Consider the following 17,731-nt stretch of genomic DNA (forward strand, 5'->3'; position numbering starts at 1 on the left):
AGCTTAGCTTCCTCCTACGCGTTCAACGTCTTCATGTATGTTGGCGTGTGTGACCATAGATCGCTTGGTGTGCATTCCAAAGCCGTACACAAAGCATCCAAGGTTTCCGCTTTCATCTGTTTCGGTTCGCCGTTGATTAAAGCGCTAATAGAAGGGGCGGACAATTCGTATCCGGCCTCCTCCTTTAACAAACGGGCCAACTCCGCTCCAGTCCAAATTCCTCTATCCGCCATAATCTTTCGCAGCATCCAAACCAGCATATGTTAATCCTCCAACGCTTTAGGCTCCACCTAAAAATATTAGGCACCGCCTAACATAACATTATTTCCAAAATTATTCAAGAAAGAAAAACCACCAGACAAGGCGGTTCATCCATTAAACGAATATTCTCTTTCGACCTTGCAAATCCTCACTGTGTAATTGTCGTACCAGACTTGCTTTCCTTGCTCTTGCGCAATTTTGTGCATTTCGTTATTCTTCCAATGTCTAATCGCTTCTAAACTTGACCAATAGGAAATGGTAATGCCAAATCCCGAATCGTTTCTCGCACTCTCGACTCCCAGAAACCCCGGCTGATGCGCAACAAGTTCGTCCATCTTTTGATCCATCTCGCTGTAACCGTTGTCCCCGGAAGAACGGCGGCTCGTGAAAATGACTGCATAATACGGCTCCGCCGCCCCATGATCATTACCGTTCATTACCCTCTGACCTCCTAAAATTATTCGAATTTCGACCTTGATATGATTATAAGCATAAGTTTTGAATAACAAAAATGAATGTTTGTGATATCATGAATGAAAATGATTCATGTAAATTGAGGAGCGGCATCTATGAAACTCAATAAATACGAGATTTTTGTTAAAGTAGTAGAGATGGGAAGTTTGACAAAGGCCGGAGAAATGTTAAATCTCACACAATCGGCCGTCAGTCATGCGATTTCCGGATTGGAGCAGGACATCGGGCTCACGCTTCTCATAAGGAACCGCTCAGGCATTCAATTAACCAGCATTGGAGAACGTTTAATCCATTATTTCAAAGAAATCAAACAAATCAACGATAGGCTTTATCAAGAAGTTTCTTTAATCAAAGGTTTGGAAATCGGCACCGTGAAGATAGGGGTTTTCACAAGTATTTCCATTCACTGGTTACCGGCTATATTGAAACAATTTAATGTTGCGTTCCCTTTTATTGAAGTAAAATTACTAGACGGCAACTATCAGGAAATTGAAAATTGGATAGCAACCGGGGCAATTGATTTCGGTTTCGTAAATTTGCCTACTCATAATGCATTAGAAAAGGTTTCACTGAAACAGGATAGAATGCTCTGCATCCTTCCCCCGGATCACGTTCTCCGCGGGCAATCAACGATTCGTCTGGAACATATCATTGACGAGCCGTTCATTATGCCGATCTCGGGTTGTGACACGGACGTACGGCGAATTTTGTCGGAGAATAAACTCTCGCCGAAAGTCAAATACGAACTGGAAGATGATCATGCGATTATGTCCATGGTTCAGAACGGATTGGGTGTAAGCATTCTCCCGGAAATGATTTTGTCTGGGACGCCATATAACCTGTGTGTCCGTCCATTGGAAGGGGGATATTTTCGCACTATCGGCATTGCTTCCGTTTCATTTAAAAATGCTTCCCCGGCAACCAAAAAAATGGTTCAATTCATCACTGCATGGGTGGATCGGCTAACTTGAAAACCGCGCTCCCCAACAACGTGCGGGAAGCGCGGTATTCCTTCAATATATTTAACTCTTGACTCCCTGCTCCGGTTCCTCCTTTGGCTCGGCAACCAGTTCGCGCGCCGAGCTTTTGAACTCGCTGAGCGTCCGGCCGACCGCTCGTCCCAGCTCCGGGAGCTTGGAAGGGCCGAACAAAATCAAAATAATGATAACGATCATAATTAGACCGGGAACGCCGATACTTTGCAGCATATGTCACAACTCCTTTCTTCCTTATTTCTTCTTGGGATATACGGCGACCGCCTCGATTTCGATAAGCCAATCCGAGTTGACAAGCCCTGCAACGCCGACCGTGGAACGCGCCGGCTTGACCGGATTATCCTCCGTATTGAAAAACTGGCCGTACGCATCAAACCAGCCTTGATAATCGATCTTCCCTTCCTTCGCCGCATCCGCCACCAAGTAAACGCGAAGATATATTACATCCTCCATCGACAGCCCTTTCGCATTCAACTGCTTCTTGATTTCCGTCAAAACACCGATTCCCTGCGTCTTCGTGTCGCCATACCGTTCGTAAATCGTTTTGCCGTCCTTATTCAGCAGAGGAGGAACCGTCCCGCTCGTAAACAGGTAGGAACTGCCCGCCGGCACCGACACTCCGCTAGAAATAGCTGAAGTCGGGCTGCCGTAAAATTCCGATTCGTGAATCGGTTCGTCCGGATATTTGTTCGGGGTGTCCGGCAAAGCGGAAACCGCGCTCCATCCGATCATTACGGATAAACCAATGACGGCGGTCACCGCCGCCAGCTTTTTTATTCCGGTTCTATTCAAGTTCTTGGTAGCTTCCATTACGTTATTCCCCTCTCATGTTCAACTCTGCATTACCCTCTTATGAATCGCCGTGACTGCCAGCCGTGCCGATTCGATCGCTCCCGCCATCCATCCCGGCAAGTAGCTGATATGCTCGCCCGACAAATATACGCGCCCGTCCGGCTCGCACAGAGTCGGATAATACTTTTTCCTGTCGTCCTCGCTATATTCGCCCCATCCGCCCAAATTGTAGGGTACTTTCGGCCAATAAATCGAGAAGGATGTCTCAAAATCCTTGTAAAATTGATCGTGGATTTTGGCGCCCTGCATTAAGGCTTGCTCTTCCCGGCCGGCCACGCTCATCTCTCCGATCTTCTTCGCTTTCGGACCGAAGTTGTAGTAACCGACAACGACACCTTTCTTGGAGAAGAATCCGCCGGACGGATACCAAATCTGCGTGATATCCATATTGGTCGTTGTGGTGCCTCCGTATATTTGCTCATCCTCTTCCCAGAAACGCCTGCGGAACTGCAGTCCGATTTTGCCGGTTTCCGCGTAATGAACGCTTGATATCGCCGTTTTCATCTGCGGGGAAAAATCGGCAGGAATGTCCTTCAGCACAGGCAGCGGAATCGTACAGATACAATAGTCGCCGGTCACTTCCTTGAACTCGCCGAAGCGATCCGTGTAGCCGACCCGCACACCGTTTGCGTCTTGTCGAATTTCCTTAACTACCGTACGGTATTGAATATATTTTCCAACCCTCTTCTCGAATGCTTTGCCGATCATATCCATACCTCCGACAGGCTGGAACATCATCATCTGCTGGTGATACGAATATTCCGAGCTGAAATACTTGCCGAAGCCGCTTTGCAAAATAGCGCTCAGCGAGAACGGATCCCGTATTACACCCGCGGTGAGTCCGCCGCCCGGTTCTTCCGTATACCCGCCGCGATAGGAACCCTTATAGAACAAATCCGGGTTCAGATCGCCTTCCGCCCTTAAGTACTCGACAAGCATCATCTTTTCTTCCGGGGTAACCGGCAAATCCAGTTTGTTCTGATCGACGGCTTTAGCCAGCATTTCCGCGACGTAGCCGCGGACATCCGCTTTAGCGGCACGCTTGCGTATTTTCTTCGAGGACAACTCTCCTACGTTCTCGTTGTAATAATAGGCGTGTTCGTTTACGTTATGGAACGCTTCAAGCTGAACGCCGAACTCCCTGCAATATTCCAACGTGACATGAAACTGCGGAATGCGGGCGGGTCCGGGATTGAAATACAGCCCGTCATCGAAACGAGCCACTTGTTTAACGCCTCCTGTCTCCGTTACCGCATCGCCTCGGCGTATGCTCCAGTTACGGCCGCCCGCACGGTCGCGCGCTTCCAAGATGACACAATCGTAGCCCGCTTTGCCGAGCTCATAGGCAGCGGTCATACCGGCCAGGCCCGCACCGAGTATTACGATCCGTTTGCCGTTGCGGCCGGCCGCTTCACCCCTCTTCGGCGGATCGTAGTCCGCCGCCTTCAATGTTTCCGGCGACAGAAGTCCGAGCGTCCCCATGACGCTGAACATGGCGGCAGCACCGCCAACCTTGCCTAGCACGCCTAGAAATTCCCTCCGAGTCATATCTTTCCCCGGCTTGTCCATAACGTCATCCTCCTCTGCTGTATAAAGTGACTCTACGACAAAAAATAGCAGAGGAGGTTTTCTCATGTCACGATTTGCGTCAATAAATATGACATTATTAATTATTTTTCTTTTATAATAGTCTCTTAATGTAATATTGTATGACATATACTAGACACGAAATCATAGATTGCCGGACATAACGGATAGGAAGGATGAACAAAAACCGGATTTCATATATAATAATATTTGAAGATTAGGGACTCGAGGTATCTATGAAAACATTGGTAATCGCAGAAAAGCCCGACATGGGCAGAAACATCGCCGCAGCCATCGAGCCGAAAGCCGTCAACAAACGGACGCATCTGGAAGGCGAGCGGTATATTATCACTTGGGCGATCGGCCACCTGATCGGACTTGCCGAACCCGACAAATACGACGATAAGTATAAAAAGTGGAACATTAACGATTTGCCGATCATCCCCGAACAGTTCAAGCTGATCCCGAATTACAAGACGAAAGATCAGCTCAAAGTGATTTCCGAATTGGCCAAGCGATGCGACAAGCTGGTGAACGCTTGCGACGCCGGACGGGAAGGCCAATATATTTTCTCGTTGATCCAACGGTACCTCAAGCTCCCGCAGCCCGTTCAAAGACTCTGGATTTCGGATTTGACTCCCGAGACGATCCGCAGCGGCTTCTCCAACTTGAAGGACGGCTCGGAATACGAAAATTTGACGAAAGCCGCCAAAGCGCGCAGCGAAGCCGATTGGTTGATCGGGATGAACGGTTCCAGAGCGTTTACCACCAAGCATAACGTGCTTCTGTCGATAGGCCGCGTGCAGACGCCGGTGCTCGCTTTAATTTACGACCGGCAAATCCAAATCGAATCGTTCACCTCCCTTACCTATTATGAAGTGAACGGATATTTTACACAGGGCGAAGTCAGGTACAAGGGCGTATGGCAAGGGCAGCAAGGCGCGCGCATCGATGACCGCAAGCTGGCGGACGCAATCGTCGCCAAAACATCCGGACAACCGGGCCGGATCGCGAGCTATGAAATTAAGGAAACGAAGGAATACCCTTATAAACTGTTCGATTTGACGCTATTGCAGCGGGAAGCGAACGCAAAGTACGGATATCCCGCCAAGAAAACGCTGGACATAGCGCAATCATTGTATGAAAAACACAAAGTGATCACCTATCCGCGTACGAACTCCAATTATGTGACCGAACAAAACATTCCGGAGATGCATCGGGCATTGGACTCTCTTAGAGGAACATCGTACGACCGGCTCGTACAAGGCGCATCCAAACAATTGGTACATATCAAAAACTTTAACGTATGCAACCCAAGCAAGGTGGAAGACCACCACGCGATATTGCCGACCTATAAAAAACCCGGAACCCTTACTCCGGACGAGCAAAAAATTTACGACTTGATTGTGAGACGCTTTCTTGCACACTATTATCCCGCCGCCGAGTACAAACTGCACACGGTATTTACCGAAGTCGCTCAAGAGACGTTCAAGACGACAGTCAAAGAACTGCTCCGGCTCGGTTGGAAGACCGTATACGCCGATCAAGCGAAAGAGAAGGATAAAGATAAAGGGAAAAAGAACGAAGATCAGGAAGAGGAAGAAGAAACGGACAACCCCTTCCTGCTCGACGCTCAACAAGGCGTAATATGCGAGAAGTCCGAGGTGAAGGAGAAGGAAACGAATCCTCCGAAGCACTATACCGAGGGCACATTGCTCAAAGCGATGGAAAGCGCGGGCAAATCGATCGAAGATGAAGAATTGCGCGATGCGATGAAAGACTCCGGTCTGGGCACGCCCGCGACACGCGCGGCGACCATCGAGCGGTTAAAGCATGTCGAATATATCAGTATGCAGGGCAAGAGAATCGTAATTACTCAAAAGGGCCGCACGGCAATAGAAGTCATTCGCGGAGCGGGCGTCGAATTGTTGACTTCACCGGAAATGACCGGGCATTGGGAGCGGCGTCTGAACGAAATTTCGAAAGGCTTGGCCGACGATCAGTCGTTTATGAATAAAGTGAAGCAATTCGCCGCAGTGATCGTGGATAAAGTCCGCGCCCAACAGAGGGTAGACAGGTCCGCATTTGACAACGGCAGCGTCTCTTCTTCCCCATCCGTGAAGAGCAAACGCCATTCCACGAACACGAGCAGCCGTACCGCTTCTTCCGGCAAGCCGGACGGCGACAATACGATTGCCTCTTGTCCCCGCGAAAGCTGCGGCGGGCATATCTTTATGGGGCGCAAAGGCTACGGCTGCAGCAAATATAAAGAAGGCTGCACGTTCGTCATCTGGAAAACAAGCTTTGGAAAGTCGCTGACAGATACCATGATTAAATCGTTAATTGAAAAAGGAAAGACGAATAAACTAAAGTTTAAACGCAATGACGGCACATCCTTCGATGCGAGAATCATATTGAAGGATACGAAAACCGGCGGCCTGGAGCTTGAAATGTAAGCTCCGGAACGCCGGTTTTCTGTAATAATGTTTCGCTGAATTTGCAAGCTCATGTCGTCTTACCGCGATTGAAGTCGATTCCTGCGCTTGCTCGGGAAATAATCGAATACTCTGAAAATTCCCGCTTCATTTCTTGCATACGGCTACTCCGATGAAATAACGGACTCCTTCCCGCGGCTTCTCGAAAGTCACGCCTCTTTGATAGTAGATGTCTACATCAGCGAACCGGTCAAACAGTCCCTCGAACTCTTCCGGAGTCATTTGATAATAATGGTAAGGTTCGCTCGTCGGCATCCCCCGGCCTCTGCCGAACGGGCTGGACAGCACAAGAGCACCGCCCGGCCGCAGCATCCTGTACACATTGTTCATGAACGTCTGCTCATCCGCCACATGCTCGATCGTTTCAAAGCTAAGGATCGTATCGAACGTCCCGAGTTTGTCCGGCAGACGGGCGTCCACCGCATCTCCTTGCACGTATGTCACCTTTTGATGATTGTATTCCCGGTTTGCGTATTGAATCGTTTCTTCGTCAATGTCGACGGCGACAATTTCCGTCACTTCGCGTTTGCGTTCTTTCGCCACCATATGTGAACCGTACCCTGTACCGCATGCGATATCCAATACTCTGCCGTTAACGTAAGGTGTGGCAAAATAATATCTCGCCAAGTGCTCCAACAGCATTCCGTTGGCCGGCTTCATCAGCTTCGGAATAATTCTTTCTCCCGTCCATTCAAGCAACCGCTTCACCATGCTTCATTCGTTTTATCCATCATACACTTTTCGGCTGTTGCGTCCAAATCCGCACCTATACGGTTGCACACAACCGGTTTTAGGGAATAATTGTGATATGATAAGTAGCATCACATGTTGAACAAAGGGCGTGTAAACCGTGGGCGTAAAATTTAATAGAGAATACAAAGATATTATCAACGATATGGTCTATTCCATCGGCTCCATCGCCGATTGCCACGAATGCTTCGAAATGAGCCGTGTCGATTGGGATTCACTGGACGGGAATGAACGCACGGAATGCATCCGAACTTTGGCGGACGATATTTTTTACGGATTGGGAAGCAGTCCGAGGCTAGCCATCGGTTCCGGGAAAGTCGAATACGATCCCGATCATCACTTGATCAAGGTGTATCCCGATCCGAAGATCGTTCATGTCATTAAATTGATTTGAAAATGGCGCGGAGAGACCACTTTCAATCTCTCTCGTAGATGGAGCCGGTCCGGCTGGCGAATAATTCTGCGTATACCTTCTCCGCATAGGAGTCCGTCATGCCCGCAATATAATCCGCCACAAGCCGTTCCCAGCTCCACTTCCCTTTATGCTGCTGGTAACTCTCAATCCAGTCCGGAGGAAGTATCAGACGGCCTGTGTCATACTCTTTAAAGCTGTCCCAAAGCCGCCGTACGATAATCTCGCTCCGTTTTTGCAGCCGCTGTACCCGAAAATCCTTGATCATCGTTACCCATGCCAGCTTCTTTAAGATTTCCATCGTACGCAGAAGGTCTACGTCTTGCTCTCCGTCGCGAACGAACGTCACGCGTTTCCAGTCCGCCTTCGAATCGTCGATAATTCCAACCTGGTTCGCGAATTTACTGACCCAACGCGCTTTCATTTCGCGCCGCGCGCGTGAAGCTTCCCGGCCGCATTGGGCGAATATCGCTTCCCACTGCAGCAAGTAGTTGCTCAACACTTGTTTAACGAGCGCTTTTAAATCGATTTCTTCCCAGCCGACGTCTACTTTGCCGTGGTCATCCACGATTTCCTGGATGACATTGTTCACGAGCCGCTCGTCTTCGAAGAAGCTTTGATTCATCTGGATTTTACCCGCTCTGATGCCGTCTTCGATGTCATGGGTGGAATAAGCGATATCGTCGCATAGATCCATCAATTGCGCCTCAAGAGTCGCGCAGCCGGCAGGCATGTTCCAAGTGTCGCGCAAATGTTTGATGCCGTGCCATTCCATAGAATATACGCCTTTAATCCGTCCGGCTCATCGAGACAATACGGGTATTTATTGATCGCGAGCAGCACGGCGGCGGTTAGATCCAATCCGCGGTCGCTGCCGGCTCTCTTCTCCAAGAACATAAGGATCCGGAAGTTTTGCGCATTGCCTTCGTACGGCATGCCATGCTCCTGCATCAATAAGTGATTGAGCACCTCCTCGCCTTTATGGCCGAACGGAGGGTGCCCCAAATCATGTGCGATCGCCGCGCATTCGACCACTTCAGGCTGCAGCATTAATCCGGGATGCAATTTTTGGGCGAGAAATGGATACGTCTTTCCAAGCCGCCGGGCGACTTCTCGCGCAATTTGCGATACCTCCAACGAGTGGGTCAGACGGGTGCGGTAGTAGTCGCCGGAACCCGCGCCGAACACTTGGGATTTGCCCTGCAGCCGCCTGAATGCCGGCGACTGAATCAATCGCGCGTAATCTTTCTCATATTCGTCCCTGTCTTCGCTCGATAATGTGTTTTCCGTATCAAACAGCCGAAGCTTTCGTATGTTCATATGGTGTCCCCCGCGTTCGCATGTTGATAATTATACTTTATGACATTTTAGCATGTATAATAATAAACGTCTTAATTTAGAGAGAGTACAAGGAGAGAAATCGTATGGAAAAACAGCTTTCCCCTTTAGTCGATCTATTGGATCTGAAGCCTCATATTGAAGGCGGCTGGTACAGGGAGGTATGGCGTACATCGATAGAAATTCCACAGCCGGTGTTGGGATCGAAGTACTCCGGTCCGAGAGCCGCAGCTACCTCGGTATATTTCCTGCTGCACCCGGGGGAAGTTTCCAAGTGGCACGCGGTGCTTTCCGACGAGCTTTGGCTGTGGCATTCCGGCAGTCCGCTGCTGCTGACGTTAGGTGGGAAAGGTGCGGAACCTAAACAATCGGAGGAGATTGTTCTCGGAATGGATTTATCCAAGGGACAACGACCTCAAGCGCTTGTGCCCGCCTCGATCTGGCAAATGGCGAGTCCGATGGGCGATGAGCCTGTTCTTGTTTCCTGCATCGTGGCGCCGGGCTTTCACTTCGACGACTTTACGATGATTCGCGAATAACGATATGCAAAAACCCGGCCGTTTGAGTTTAAGGACGGGTTTTTTGCTTTATTCCAGATGAATGAATGTATTGGCCGGATGCGTTTCCGCGATGATGGCGCCATGGCTGACCACATAACGGCAGACGGGCTGCAATCGAAGCAGATCGATGGTATTTTTCACCGGCATAATGACGAAGCTCGCCGGATTCCCCTCTTGAATGCCGTATTCATCTTGAATTTGCAGTATCTTTGCGGCGCGCGAGGTGATCATGCGAATCGCCTCTTCCATCTCTTCCGTCCCGGTCATATGCGCCAGATGTACGGCCATATGTGCGGCCTGCAGCATACTTCCGGTACCCAGCGGATAGAACGGCGTCATCATATCGTCGTGCGCGACGCTCGTATTAACTCCCGCCTGCCAGAAGTCTTTGATTCTCGCGATCCCTCTCCCCTTCGGATAAGGATCGAACCTCCCCTGCATCGCTGCGTTGACGAGAGGGCATGCGACAATGTTGATATTGGAACGGGCGGTCAAGCAAAGCAGCTTTTGAAAGTACGCCTCGTTATAATAAGAAGACGCGCATGCGTGGCTTGCGGCGACTTTCTCTCCGAGACCGGATTTAATCGCCAACTCGGCCGTTACTTCAAGAAACCTTGAATGCCCGTCATCGGTTTCATCGCAAAATACGTGCACCATCCGCCCGTGCCGTTCCGCCAGCGCAAAGGCGAACTGAAGCGATGCGACGCCGTCCTCCCGGGTATACTCGCAATGAGGGATTGCGCCGACACCGTCCGCTCCCAATTCCAGCGCCTTCTCAAGGCGCCGCTGATTGTCCGGACAAGAGTAAATGCCGTCCTGCGGAAACGCGATCACCTGCAGCTTCATGTAAGGCGCCAATCGTTCCCGTAATTCCAGCAGCGCTTTCAACGCCGTAAGATTCGGATCGGAAATATCGGCATGCGTCCTCACATATAAGATGCCTTGCGAGATCTGACTGCGGATAACCTGCATTGCGCGGCTGATCACATCTTCTCGGGTTAGCCGCACCTTTCGTTGCTGCCAAATCCGGATTCCTTCGAACAGCGTGCCGCTCCGGTTCCGCTCCGGTTCCCCCGCCGTAAGCACCGTATCCAGGTGAATGTGCGACTCCACGAACGGCGGCAGCATGAGCGCGCCTTCCGCATCTATCTCCTTTGCGGATACCACTGTGCGCAAATCGCCGATTTTCGCAAACACTCCGTCCCTTATACCGATATCGACGGGATGTTCTCGGTCCGGAAGCCGAACGTTCCTGAACAATAAATCAAACTTCTTAGTGTATTTTCCCTGGGTTTAATAATCCTCGCGGATCGTTTTCCCGTTTCTTTCTTTGCATTGCGCCGACTTCGCCCCGCCCTCCGTTATCGAGGACCCACGTATGCGGGTCGTAGATCTTCACGCCGGCCGATTCGAAATAGGAAATGATTTCATACAAACGATCTTCTGTCGTGTACTTGACGATGGGAAGCGATGAGGGAGTAATCTTGCCGCCGCTTCGCACCCATTCGAAATGAAGCAGCACTTCATTCCCGAACTTCGCTTTAATGCTGCGAACCTGCTCCAAATACGACTCCGGCGAAAATCCGGCCTGCAAATATGTGATTTCCGGATCCGTGCTCAAACCCCACAGCGTCGTATGATTCCAAGAAAAATCCGAAAGTCCGATCGCTTTGCGGTAGCTGACAGCCGGGATGACGTGGCCGACTCTTCCTTGGAATGCTGCAGCCAAAGCGGTTATCGCACCAAGCGTACCATCTACGGTTTCCAGAAGAACGGCGGCGGCGCCGGTTTCGAGCACTTTCGCCAGCGGCTTGAAGTACGAAGGAATCGGCCATTCGACCGAACAGACAAGTCTTTTGCGTACGGAATCGTCTTTGGCCAGTGATTCGGAGAATAATAACGCTTGTTCGAAGCCGTCAAAATGAACGATCGTCTGCATCCATTCTTGCCGCGGCGCAAGCGGTATCGTCAGCTCAGTAACGATTCCCGTCGTTCCGTAATTATGAATGTAATTGAACAGCTCCGGTCCCCGTACAACCAACCTTCGGGGTTTCTCCTCCATCGTGTATATGACAGCCTCGAGTACGTTGCCGTCCCACAAATTTCCCCAGGTAATCGAACCGATCCCGCCGGAACCGCCGCATACGAATCCGCCGACCGTCGCCTTCATGAACGTGCTTGGGTAAATGCGGAGCTCTTGTCCTTGTTCTCTAGCCTTCTTTTCCAGTACGCCGAGACGAACTCCGCACTGCACTCGGGCGAATCCGTCACCCAATTCAAGAATCCGGTCCATGCGGCTTACATCCATCACGAGACCGCCTTGAAGCGGCACCGCTTGACCGTAGTTCCCCGTACCCGACCCGCGAACCGTTACCGGAACGCGGTGCCGGTGTGCGAATGAAAGAGTAAACTCGACGTCGTCCTCATCTGCAGGCACGACGATACCGTCCGCTATTTTATCTTTTAGCTGTCTATCCAGAACCGGCGAGTACCAGAAATAATCTTTCGACAATTTCTCGCGGGTAGTTATATCGAGAAACAAACGTTCATCGCCCAACGCATCCCGCATCTCCTTCTCCCATCCGATCGCCATTACACTCTCTCCTTTTTCAAGCTTTTCATATCAAATGCAGCGATCTGCATTAGCGCTTCGGAGATTATATTGCCTGCGGCGACAAGCATCTTCATGCCCTTCTCTTCGGAGGCTTTGGTTGCGTCACCGGAAATGCCGGTTGAAGAAAGATCGTCCATCACCCACGCGAAAGCTTTTTTCTTAAAAGACAAACATGAAGTTTCAGCCGGGAAGTCCGGCAGCTCGCAAGGAGCAAGCTCGTCGTGCACCCACGATCGTTGTATAGCCATTACGAGTGAAGTTTCTACTTCCCCTGCATGAATTCCGGCTTTCCTCTCGATATCGTCGATCAAAGAATCCCCTATGCCCAATGCGCCTGCATCAAGCCGAAAAACATCGAGTCCGCAGGCGATCCGGATTTCTCTTGCCATCATGTTCAACAGATCCGTATTGCCACCATGCGTATTGAAGAGCAGCAGTTTGCGAAAACCGCTTAGTTTCAGGCTGCTGCCGATATCGCTCAAAACTTTCATGAGAGTGTCGGCGGATAACGATATGGTGCCGGGATGTCCCAAGTGCTCCGTGCTTTTCCCATAGGATAGAGGTGGCAGCAACCAAATGTTCGCATCGTCCGGAAGCAGTTCGAAAGCTTGCGTTAAGAGAGCTTCGCCGATCAATGTGTCTGTGTAGACAGGCAAGTGAGGACCATGCTGCTCTACCGCGCCTACCGGCAATACGATGAGAGCATCGTCTTTGGCAATTTGCTGCACTTCCAGCTTGCTGAGTCGCGGGAAAAAATGGCGGTCCCACGCTTTACCCGTATATCGAGTCACCATGGCGGTCATGTTCCGGGACACCTCCGTTTACACACCATTTTATTTTAATGTTAGGTTCGAGTAAATAATTTTCACATAAATTTGGAGGTATATATAAGGAAGTGAATGGTTTTTGTGACTATTGCATTAAAATTGCACCTGAAGCAGTTCTTTTTTGCACATATTGTTTTTGGTTGAATATTTCCTGTTATATGCATGTTACTTTTCATTACGAAATAAGTTGGCGGGAAGTGAAACGCGTGTACATTGGCGAAACAATGTAAGCATCAAAAAGCCCCCACCTTGTCATCAAGTAGAGGGCGACCTATGTTAAAATCAAGATTTGAATACGCGGCAAATTAGCGGGTAACGACGGTGACTAAAGCAACAAGCTATCTAGTGCCTTCGGATCCTTCGGATCAAGAAACTTCGGAAAAGACTTATTGTTTAGTGAACATATGCTCGTTCTGTTATTATAGAAACAGGTAACTAATCTCTTTTTGCGGACTCGCCGTTTCGGCAGGTCTGTTTTTTCCTTTTTTCCGCGCTGTCCTTGATAAACAAACCTGTTGCTCCCACTATGGCGAAAAGGATGAACATGGCGGGATAATTAAACGCCTGGGCTACCATGCCCGCCAACTGGGAACCGATCATCTGTCCTAGGGCGAGAAGGAGAAAGGGGACTCCAATGCCCGCCACCGTCCGGTCGGGATAGACGCGGATTCCCCACACCAACAGCACCCCGGTCAGATACACATAGGAAGCGCCAAAAAGAGCGCCCGACAAGAAAACCGGAAAGATGCGGGAAAGGAAGACTGGAAGCAACAGGATGGACAGCGCCAAACTCACAACACCAAATCGATAAGACCTGGCCAAACCGATCCCTTCGATCACCTTCCCCGCGATCCCGCCGATAATCCCCGCAATGCCGATGATCATCCAAAAAGTGGATGTGACAAACCCGGAATAGGAACTCTCCTGGACCAGATAACCCCGCGAAAAGGTCCAGTAGGAGGCACTCGAAATCCCGATGATGATGGACGCCGAAAACATTGGAGCGATTCCCTTGCGCAGCAAGGAAGAACCCTTACTTTCTGTTTCTTCTTCCCTTCCCCCGGGCGGAATTACCGCGGTGTTCCAACAGAGGACCAGGAGCGCGATCAAGGCGAAGACGAGATAAGCGGTTCGCCAATATCCCGCAAGCAGCAAAGCCGCCGGCCCGGAAAGGATAATGCCCAGCCCGGTTCCCGAGTTGATCCATGTGTTCGCCCGATCTTGCAACCCTTTCGTTATCCTCCCGCTCACGACCGTCGCGTAGGGCGGAGAAGCCAACCCGGTGCTGGCGCCAGCGGTCCAGACGCCCGCGGCGAACCAGATGGGGTTTTGGGAAAGTGCCATCAGAAGCATCCCGACAAATGCCGAAAAGCCGGCCGCCGCGATGACCCTGCGTGGACCCAGGCGTGGGGTGAACCGAATGGCCAGAAGGATGGCCACGCAATAAAAGAAGTACGAACCGGAAGCGATCCACCCGGATGTCGCTTTATCTAAGCCCAGATCTCGGCTGAACTCCGGGAGCAACAGCCCGTAGCCGAATCGCGCAAGCCCGTAGCACACCGCGATCATGGCCATCCCCGGATAGACGAGACGTGTGAAGCTCATTGACCCCTCTCCTTCCCGCATGATCGGTCCGATATTTCCTTTACGATGGATGCCGCGCGTTTCGTCACTTCATCCGCCCCCAGGACTTGTGCCATCGCTGTCACGCCTTCCAATACGAGCGCCAATTCAGCGGCCAATCGCTCTGGATCGGGTGCTCGGTTTTTCCGCGCCAGATCCTCCAGAAAATGAACCAAGTTCTTTTTATGGTCCCGGGCGATCTTCTCAATCGGGCTCTCTAGACCGGAAAACTCTTCGATGGCGCGCAACAGCATGCAACCCCGGTTTCCCTTTTCCACCAACCATCTTCCGTGAGCTTGAACGACGGTAATGAACGGATGCTCGGGGGATTGGGCGATCGTCGCGTTCAAAAACGACCAATACTTTTTTTCTCTGTGTAGCAACACTTTCTGAACCAAATCTTCCTTCGAGGTAAAATGCCGGTAAAGCGTCATGGAAGCGACACCGGATTCCTTGAGGATTTCATTGATGCCGGTTGCGTGGAATCCCTTTTGGTAAAATAGGGTTTCTGCGGCATCGAGAATGTCCTCTTTCTTTGTGGATGGAGTCATATTTCCACCTCCCTAGGTAGAACGTTCTTTATACAAGCGCTTTGACTTTATCATCGTAGCTATTTTCTGTCAAGAAAACGCTATGGCGGGAAACTCATGTATTGCTTCGTTTGAAAGTATCGGATATAAGCGACGGTGTATGATTTTGTTATTGATATTGACAATTGAGTCAATGGACATTGACTAATTTCTCAATCCGTTCTGCTGATCGACCAACTTTTCCGCAAAGAGAGCAAACGTTTCCTAGTACTTCGACCGTAATTGCCATGCCGTTGGACCTCCGATCCCTGAAAAAAAGGGCCGTCACAAGACAGCCCTTCCCCCCTTAAATCTTCGCATCTGCTCCGTAATCGCAACCTCTGTCGGCAGCCGTTCCACGCTCGAAGCGCCGAAGAAACCGGAAATGCCGCGCGTTTTGCCTAGTACATATTGCACATCCTCCGGCTCCGAAATCGGCCCACCGTGGCAGATGACGATAATATCCGGATTCACGGACCTGCCCGCATCGCAGATACGCTGCACCAAGTCGGCCGATTCGTCCAACGTGAGCGCCGTTTTCGCTCCGATCGTCCCTTTGGTCGTCAAGCCGACATGGGCAACCAACACATCCGCCCCAGCTCGAGCCATCTCGATCGCATCGCCCTCATTGAATACATAAGGAGTCGTTAATAAGTCCAACTCGTGCGCCAAGCGAATCATATCGACTTCCAGCTCGTACCCCATGCCCGTTTCCTCTAAATTTTGTCTGAATGTCCCATCTATAAGGCCGACGGTCGGAAAGTTTTGTACTCCGGAAAATCCCATATCCTTGAGCTGCTTCAAATATACGTTCATCATACGAAACGGATCGGTGCCGCATACGCCGGCCAGTACGGGAGTGTTCTTGACAATAGGCAATACCTCGCCGCCCATGTCGACTACAATTTGGTTCGCATCCCCGTAAGGCATTAGTCCGGCGAGCGAGCCGCGTCCGGCCATCCGGTATCTTCCCGAATTGTAAATAATGATTAGATCTGCGCCGCCCGCTTCCGCACATTTCGCGGAAAGACCGGTCCCCGCACCGGCTCCTACAATAAACTTCCCTTGCTCCGTCTGGGAACGCAGCCGAGCCACAATCTCTTGTCTTGGAATCGCCATATCTCACTATCCTTCTTTCGTTTGTTCCAGCAGCTTTAGCAAGCTTTCCGCAATGACTTCAGCCACTGTGGGATGGTTAATATCGTCCTCCAGCTCAATGAAAGGAATATCCGGGAGCAGATGCTCCTTAATTCCTTCATGCAGGGCGAGCCGCTCTTGTACACCATCGAACGGCTTGCCCGCCATATCCAATAAGGACACTCCGGCTTTCGGAAACACGACGATCGCGGGCGCCTTACTCTCATTCAGCTTGTTAGCCATAATCCGGCCCAACTCACGGTTCTCCTCCACCGTCGTTCGCATCAACGTAGTCGTCGGGTTATGCTGATAGAACACCCGCTCCTTAAATTGCGGCGGAACGGTATCCGGCGGACCGAAATTGACCATATCGAGCGCTCCCACCGAAACAACCTGCGGTATTCCGGCAGCACCCGCCGCCTCCAATCGATTCGGTCCCGCGCTGAATATTCCCCCGACAAGCTCGTCGGCCAGCTCCGTCGTAGTAATATCGGCAACTCCCTTGATATAACCCGCTTTGATAAGCTCCTCCATTGCCGAACCGCCTGTCCCGGTAGCGTGAAACACGAGCAAGTCGTAACCTTTGTCCTCCAAAATTTCCCTCACCCGCGTTACGCACGGCGTAGTGACGCCGAACATCGTCAAACCCAGCGTTGCTTTATCGTCCTCCGCACCCTGCTCCAGTTCGATCTGCCGAATCATTCCGGCTAACGCATAAGCGGCGTTGCTCAATATTCGCCGGGATAACCGATTAATGCCCGCGATGTCGACAACCGAGTACATCATCATGATGTCCTTCACGCCAACATACGGCCTTGTATTGCCCGAAGCAACGGTGGACACAAGCAGCTTCGGCACTCCGACAGGCAATGACTGCATAGCCGAAGAAGCCACCGTCGTTCCCGCAGTTCCTCCCATCCCGAACATTCCGCCGACAATGCCCTGCTCCTCCAGTTGCGCCGCGATCGACGCAGCTCCCCGGGCCATAACGGCAACCGCCGTTCCGCGATCGTTCAGCTCCCGCAGTTTCTCAATACTTGATCCTCCGGCTCTTGCCACTTCATCCGCCGATACATCGGGCGTAAATAGCGGTTCCCCAAGAACTCCGGTATCGACAACGAAACATTCCGCCCCGCACGCCTCAAGCGCATCTTTCACGAATTGATATTCATGTCCCTTCGTATCCAAAGCTCCGATTATCACCGCTCTTTTCACCGCAACACCAGCTCCTTCAAGG

The 17,731-nt window shown here is 51.0% G+C and carries 17 protein-coding genes and 1 pseudogene; 4 read left to right on the forward strand and 14 right to left on the reverse strand.

The features are described 5' to 3' along the window. Nucleotides 1-14: 14 nt before the first annotated feature. Together JET16_RS03195 and JET16_RS03200 are read right to left on the reverse strand one after the other, a co-directional pair. Nucleotides 15-260, reverse strand: a complete 246-nt coding sequence (locus tag JET16_RS03195; RefSeq protein WP_199614127.1) for a helix-turn-helix domain-containing protein — start codon at nt 258-260, stop codon at nt 15-17. A gap of 108 nt (nt 261-368) precedes the next feature. After that, on the reverse strand, nt 369-698 hold the full coding sequence (locus JET16_RS03200; protein ID WP_199614128.1) for an antibiotic biosynthesis monooxygenase family protein: 330 nt from the start codon (nt 696-698) through the stop codon (nt 369-371). A 132-nt stretch (nt 699-830) separates the two neighbouring features. Here JET16_RS03200 and JET16_RS03205 point away from each other — a divergent pair, with 132 nt between their 5' ends. After that, nucleotides 831-1,706, forward strand: a complete 876-nt coding sequence (locus tag JET16_RS03205) for a LysR family transcriptional regulator (protein WP_199614129.1) — start codon at nt 831-833, stop codon at nt 1,704-1,706. Nucleotides 1,707-1,757: 51 nt separating this feature from the next. Here JET16_RS03205 and tatA read toward each other — a convergent pair whose 3' ends face one another. Genes tatA through JET16_RS03220 form a run of 3 tightly spaced genes read right to left on the reverse strand, consistent with a single transcriptional unit; the run spans nt 1,758 to nt 4,151 of the window. Further along, nucleotides 1,758-1,943 carry a twin-arginine translocase TatA/TatE family subunit gene (gene tatA / locus JET16_RS03210; RefSeq protein ID WP_199614130.1) on the reverse strand — a complete coding sequence of 62 codons (186 nt, stop codon included), beginning with the start codon at nt 1,941-1,943 and terminating at the stop codon, nt 1,758-1,760. A gap of 21 nt (nt 1,944-1,964) precedes the next feature. Next, a complete protein-coding gene (locus JET16_RS03215; protein WP_199614131.1) occupies nt 1,965-2,540 on the reverse strand; it encodes a RidA family protein in 576 nt (191 codons plus the stop codon). Between the two features lie 21 nt (nt 2,541-2,561). Further along, the gene (locus tag JET16_RS03220) at nt 2,562-4,151 is read right to left on the reverse strand and encodes a flavin monoamine oxidase family protein (RefSeq protein WP_199614132.1); all 1,590 of its coding nucleotides are present in this window, start codon (nt 4,149-4,151) and stop codon (nt 2,562-2,564) included. Between the two features lie 254 nt (nt 4,152-4,405). Here JET16_RS03220 and JET16_RS03225 point away from each other — a divergent pair, with 254 nt between their 5' ends. Continuing rightward, nucleotides 4,406-6,625 (forward strand): type IA DNA topoisomerase, encoded by a 2,220-nt coding sequence (locus tag JET16_RS03225; RefSeq protein WP_199614133.1) that lies wholly within the window; start codon nt 4,406-4,408, stop codon nt 6,623-6,625. Between the two features lie 126 nt (nt 6,626-6,751). Here the strand turns inward: JET16_RS03225 and JET16_RS03230 are convergent, their stop codons facing one another. Next, complete coding sequence (locus JET16_RS03230) at nt 6,752-7,375, reverse strand: class I SAM-dependent methyltransferase (RefSeq protein WP_199614134.1); 624 nt, start codon at nt 7,373-7,375, stop codon at nt 6,752-6,754. 139 nt (nt 7,376-7,514) lie between these two features. Between JET16_RS03230 and JET16_RS03235 the strand changes: the two genes are divergently transcribed. Beyond that, a complete protein-coding gene (locus tag JET16_RS03235) occupies nt 7,515-7,808 on the forward strand; it encodes a hypothetical protein (protein WP_199614135.1) in 294 nt (97 codons plus the stop codon). A 22-nt stretch (nt 7,809-7,830) separates the two neighbouring features. Here JET16_RS03235 and JET16_RS03240 read toward each other — a convergent pair. Next, a pseudogene (locus tag JET16_RS03240) lies at nt 7,831-9,146 on the reverse strand (deoxyguanosinetriphosphate triphosphohydrolase family protein). Nucleotides 9,147-9,250: 104 nt separating this feature from the next. Here JET16_RS03240 and JET16_RS03245 point away from each other — a divergent pair. After that, on the forward strand, nt 9,251-9,703 hold the full coding sequence (locus JET16_RS03245) for a cupin domain-containing protein (RefSeq protein ID WP_199614136.1): 453 nt from the start codon (nt 9,251-9,253) through the stop codon (nt 9,701-9,703). Between the two features lie 48 nt (nt 9,704-9,751). On the opposite strand, the gene codA is transcribed toward JET16_RS03245, so the two are convergent. The 7 genes from codA to JET16_RS03280 all read right to left on the reverse strand — a co-directional run bounded on the left by codA (nt 9,752) and on the right by JET16_RS03280 (nt 17,709). Continuing rightward, nucleotides 9,752-10,984, reverse strand: coding sequence for a cytosine deaminase (codA, locus tag JET16_RS03250; protein ID WP_199614137.1), 1,233 nt, complete (start codon nt 10,982-10,984; stop codon nt 9,752-9,754). Nucleotides 10,985-10,997: 13 nt separating this feature from the next. After that, on the reverse strand, nt 10,998-12,317 hold the full coding sequence (locus tag JET16_RS03255; protein ID WP_199614138.1) for an FAD-binding oxidoreductase: 1,320 nt from the start codon (nt 12,315-12,317) through the stop codon (nt 10,998-11,000). Continuing rightward, nucleotides 12,317-13,141 (reverse strand): creatininase family protein, encoded by an 825-nt coding sequence (locus JET16_RS03260; protein WP_325176598.1) that lies wholly within the window; start codon nt 13,139-13,141, stop codon nt 12,317-12,319. Before JET16_RS03260 ends, JET16_RS03255 begins: the two co-directional genes overlap by 1 nt. A gap of 459 nt (nt 13,142-13,600) precedes the next feature. Beyond that, complete coding sequence (locus JET16_RS03265) at nt 13,601-14,770, reverse strand: MFS transporter (protein WP_199614139.1); 1,170 nt, start codon at nt 14,768-14,770, stop codon at nt 13,601-13,603. Beyond that, entirely contained in the window at nt 14,767-15,339 is a 573-nt protein-coding gene (locus tag JET16_RS03270; protein ID WP_199614140.1) for a TetR/AcrR family transcriptional regulator, read from the reverse strand. Before JET16_RS03270 ends, JET16_RS03265 begins: the two co-directional genes overlap by 4 nt. A gap of 303 nt (nt 15,340-15,642) precedes the next feature. Beyond that, nucleotides 15,643-16,476, reverse strand: coding sequence for a phosphoenolpyruvate hydrolase family protein (locus JET16_RS03275; protein ID WP_199614141.1), 834 nt, complete (start codon nt 16,474-16,476; stop codon nt 15,643-15,645). Nucleotides 16,477-16,482: 6 nt separating this feature from the next. Further along, nucleotides 16,483-17,709 carry a Tm-1-like ATP-binding domain-containing protein gene (locus JET16_RS03280; RefSeq protein WP_199614142.1) on the reverse strand — a complete coding sequence of 409 codons (1,227 nt, stop codon included), beginning with the start codon at nt 17,707-17,709 and terminating at the stop codon, nt 16,483-16,485. Between the last annotated feature and the right edge of the window lie 22 nt (nt 17,710-17,731).

This window comes from Paenibacillus alkalitolerans, from assembly GCF_016482785.1.
In the GTDB taxonomy this organism is placed as follows: Bacteria; Bacillota; Bacilli; order Paenibacillales; family YIM-B00363; genus Paenibacillus_AE; species Paenibacillus_AE alkalitolerans.

Bases quoted from the DNA above. Each gene is read 5' to 3' on its own strand.
- JET16_RS03195 (WP_199614127.1), bottom strand. From the start codon at position 260: ATGCTGGTTTGGATGCTGCGAAAGATTATGGCGGATAGAGGAATTTGG.
- JET16_RS03200 (WP_199614128.1), bottom strand. From the start codon at position 698: ATGAACGGTAATGATCATGGGGCGGCGGAGCCGTATTATGCAGTCATT.
- JET16_RS03205 (WP_199614129.1), top strand. From the start codon at position 831: ATGAAACTCAATAAATACGAGATTTTTGTTAAAGTAGTAGAGATGGGA.
- tatA (WP_199614130.1), bottom strand. From the start codon at position 1,943: ATGCTGCAAAGTATCGGCGTTCCCGGTCTAATTATGATCGTTATCATT.
- JET16_RS03215 (WP_199614131.1), bottom strand. From the start codon at position 2,540: ATGGAAGCTACCAAGAACTTGAATAGAACCGGAATAAAAAAGCTGGCG.
- JET16_RS03220 (WP_199614132.1), bottom strand. From the start codon at position 4,151: ATGGACAAGCCGGGGAAAGATATGACTCGGAGGGAATTTCTAGGCGTG.
- JET16_RS03225 (WP_199614133.1), top strand. From the start codon at position 4,406: ATGAAAACATTGGTAATCGCAGAAAAGCCCGACATGGGCAGAAACATC.
- JET16_RS03230 (WP_199614134.1), bottom strand. From the start codon at position 7,375: ATGGTGAAGCGGTTGCTTGAATGGACGGGAGAAAGAATTATTCCGAAG.
- JET16_RS03245 (WP_199614136.1), top strand. From the start codon at position 9,251: ATGGAAAAACAGCTTTCCCCTTTAGTCGATCTATTGGATCTGAAGCCT.
- JET16_RS03255 (WP_199614138.1), bottom strand. From the start codon at position 12,317: ATGGCGATCGGATGGGAGAAGGAGATGCGGGATGCGTTGGGCGATGAA.
- JET16_RS03260 (WP_325176598.1), bottom strand. From the start codon at position 13,141: ATGACCGCCATGGTGACTCGATATACGGGTAAAGCGTGGGACCGCCAT.
- JET16_RS03265 (WP_199614139.1), bottom strand. From the start codon at position 14,770: ATGAGCTTCACACGTCTCGTCTATCCGGGGATGGCCATGATCGCGGTG.
- JET16_RS03270 (WP_199614140.1), bottom strand. From the start codon at position 15,339: ATGACTCCATCCACAAAGAAAGAGGACATTCTCGATGCCGCAGAAACC.
- JET16_RS03275 (WP_199614141.1), bottom strand. From the start codon at position 16,476: ATGGCGATTCCAAGACAAGAGATTGTGGCTCGGCTGCGTTCCCAGACG.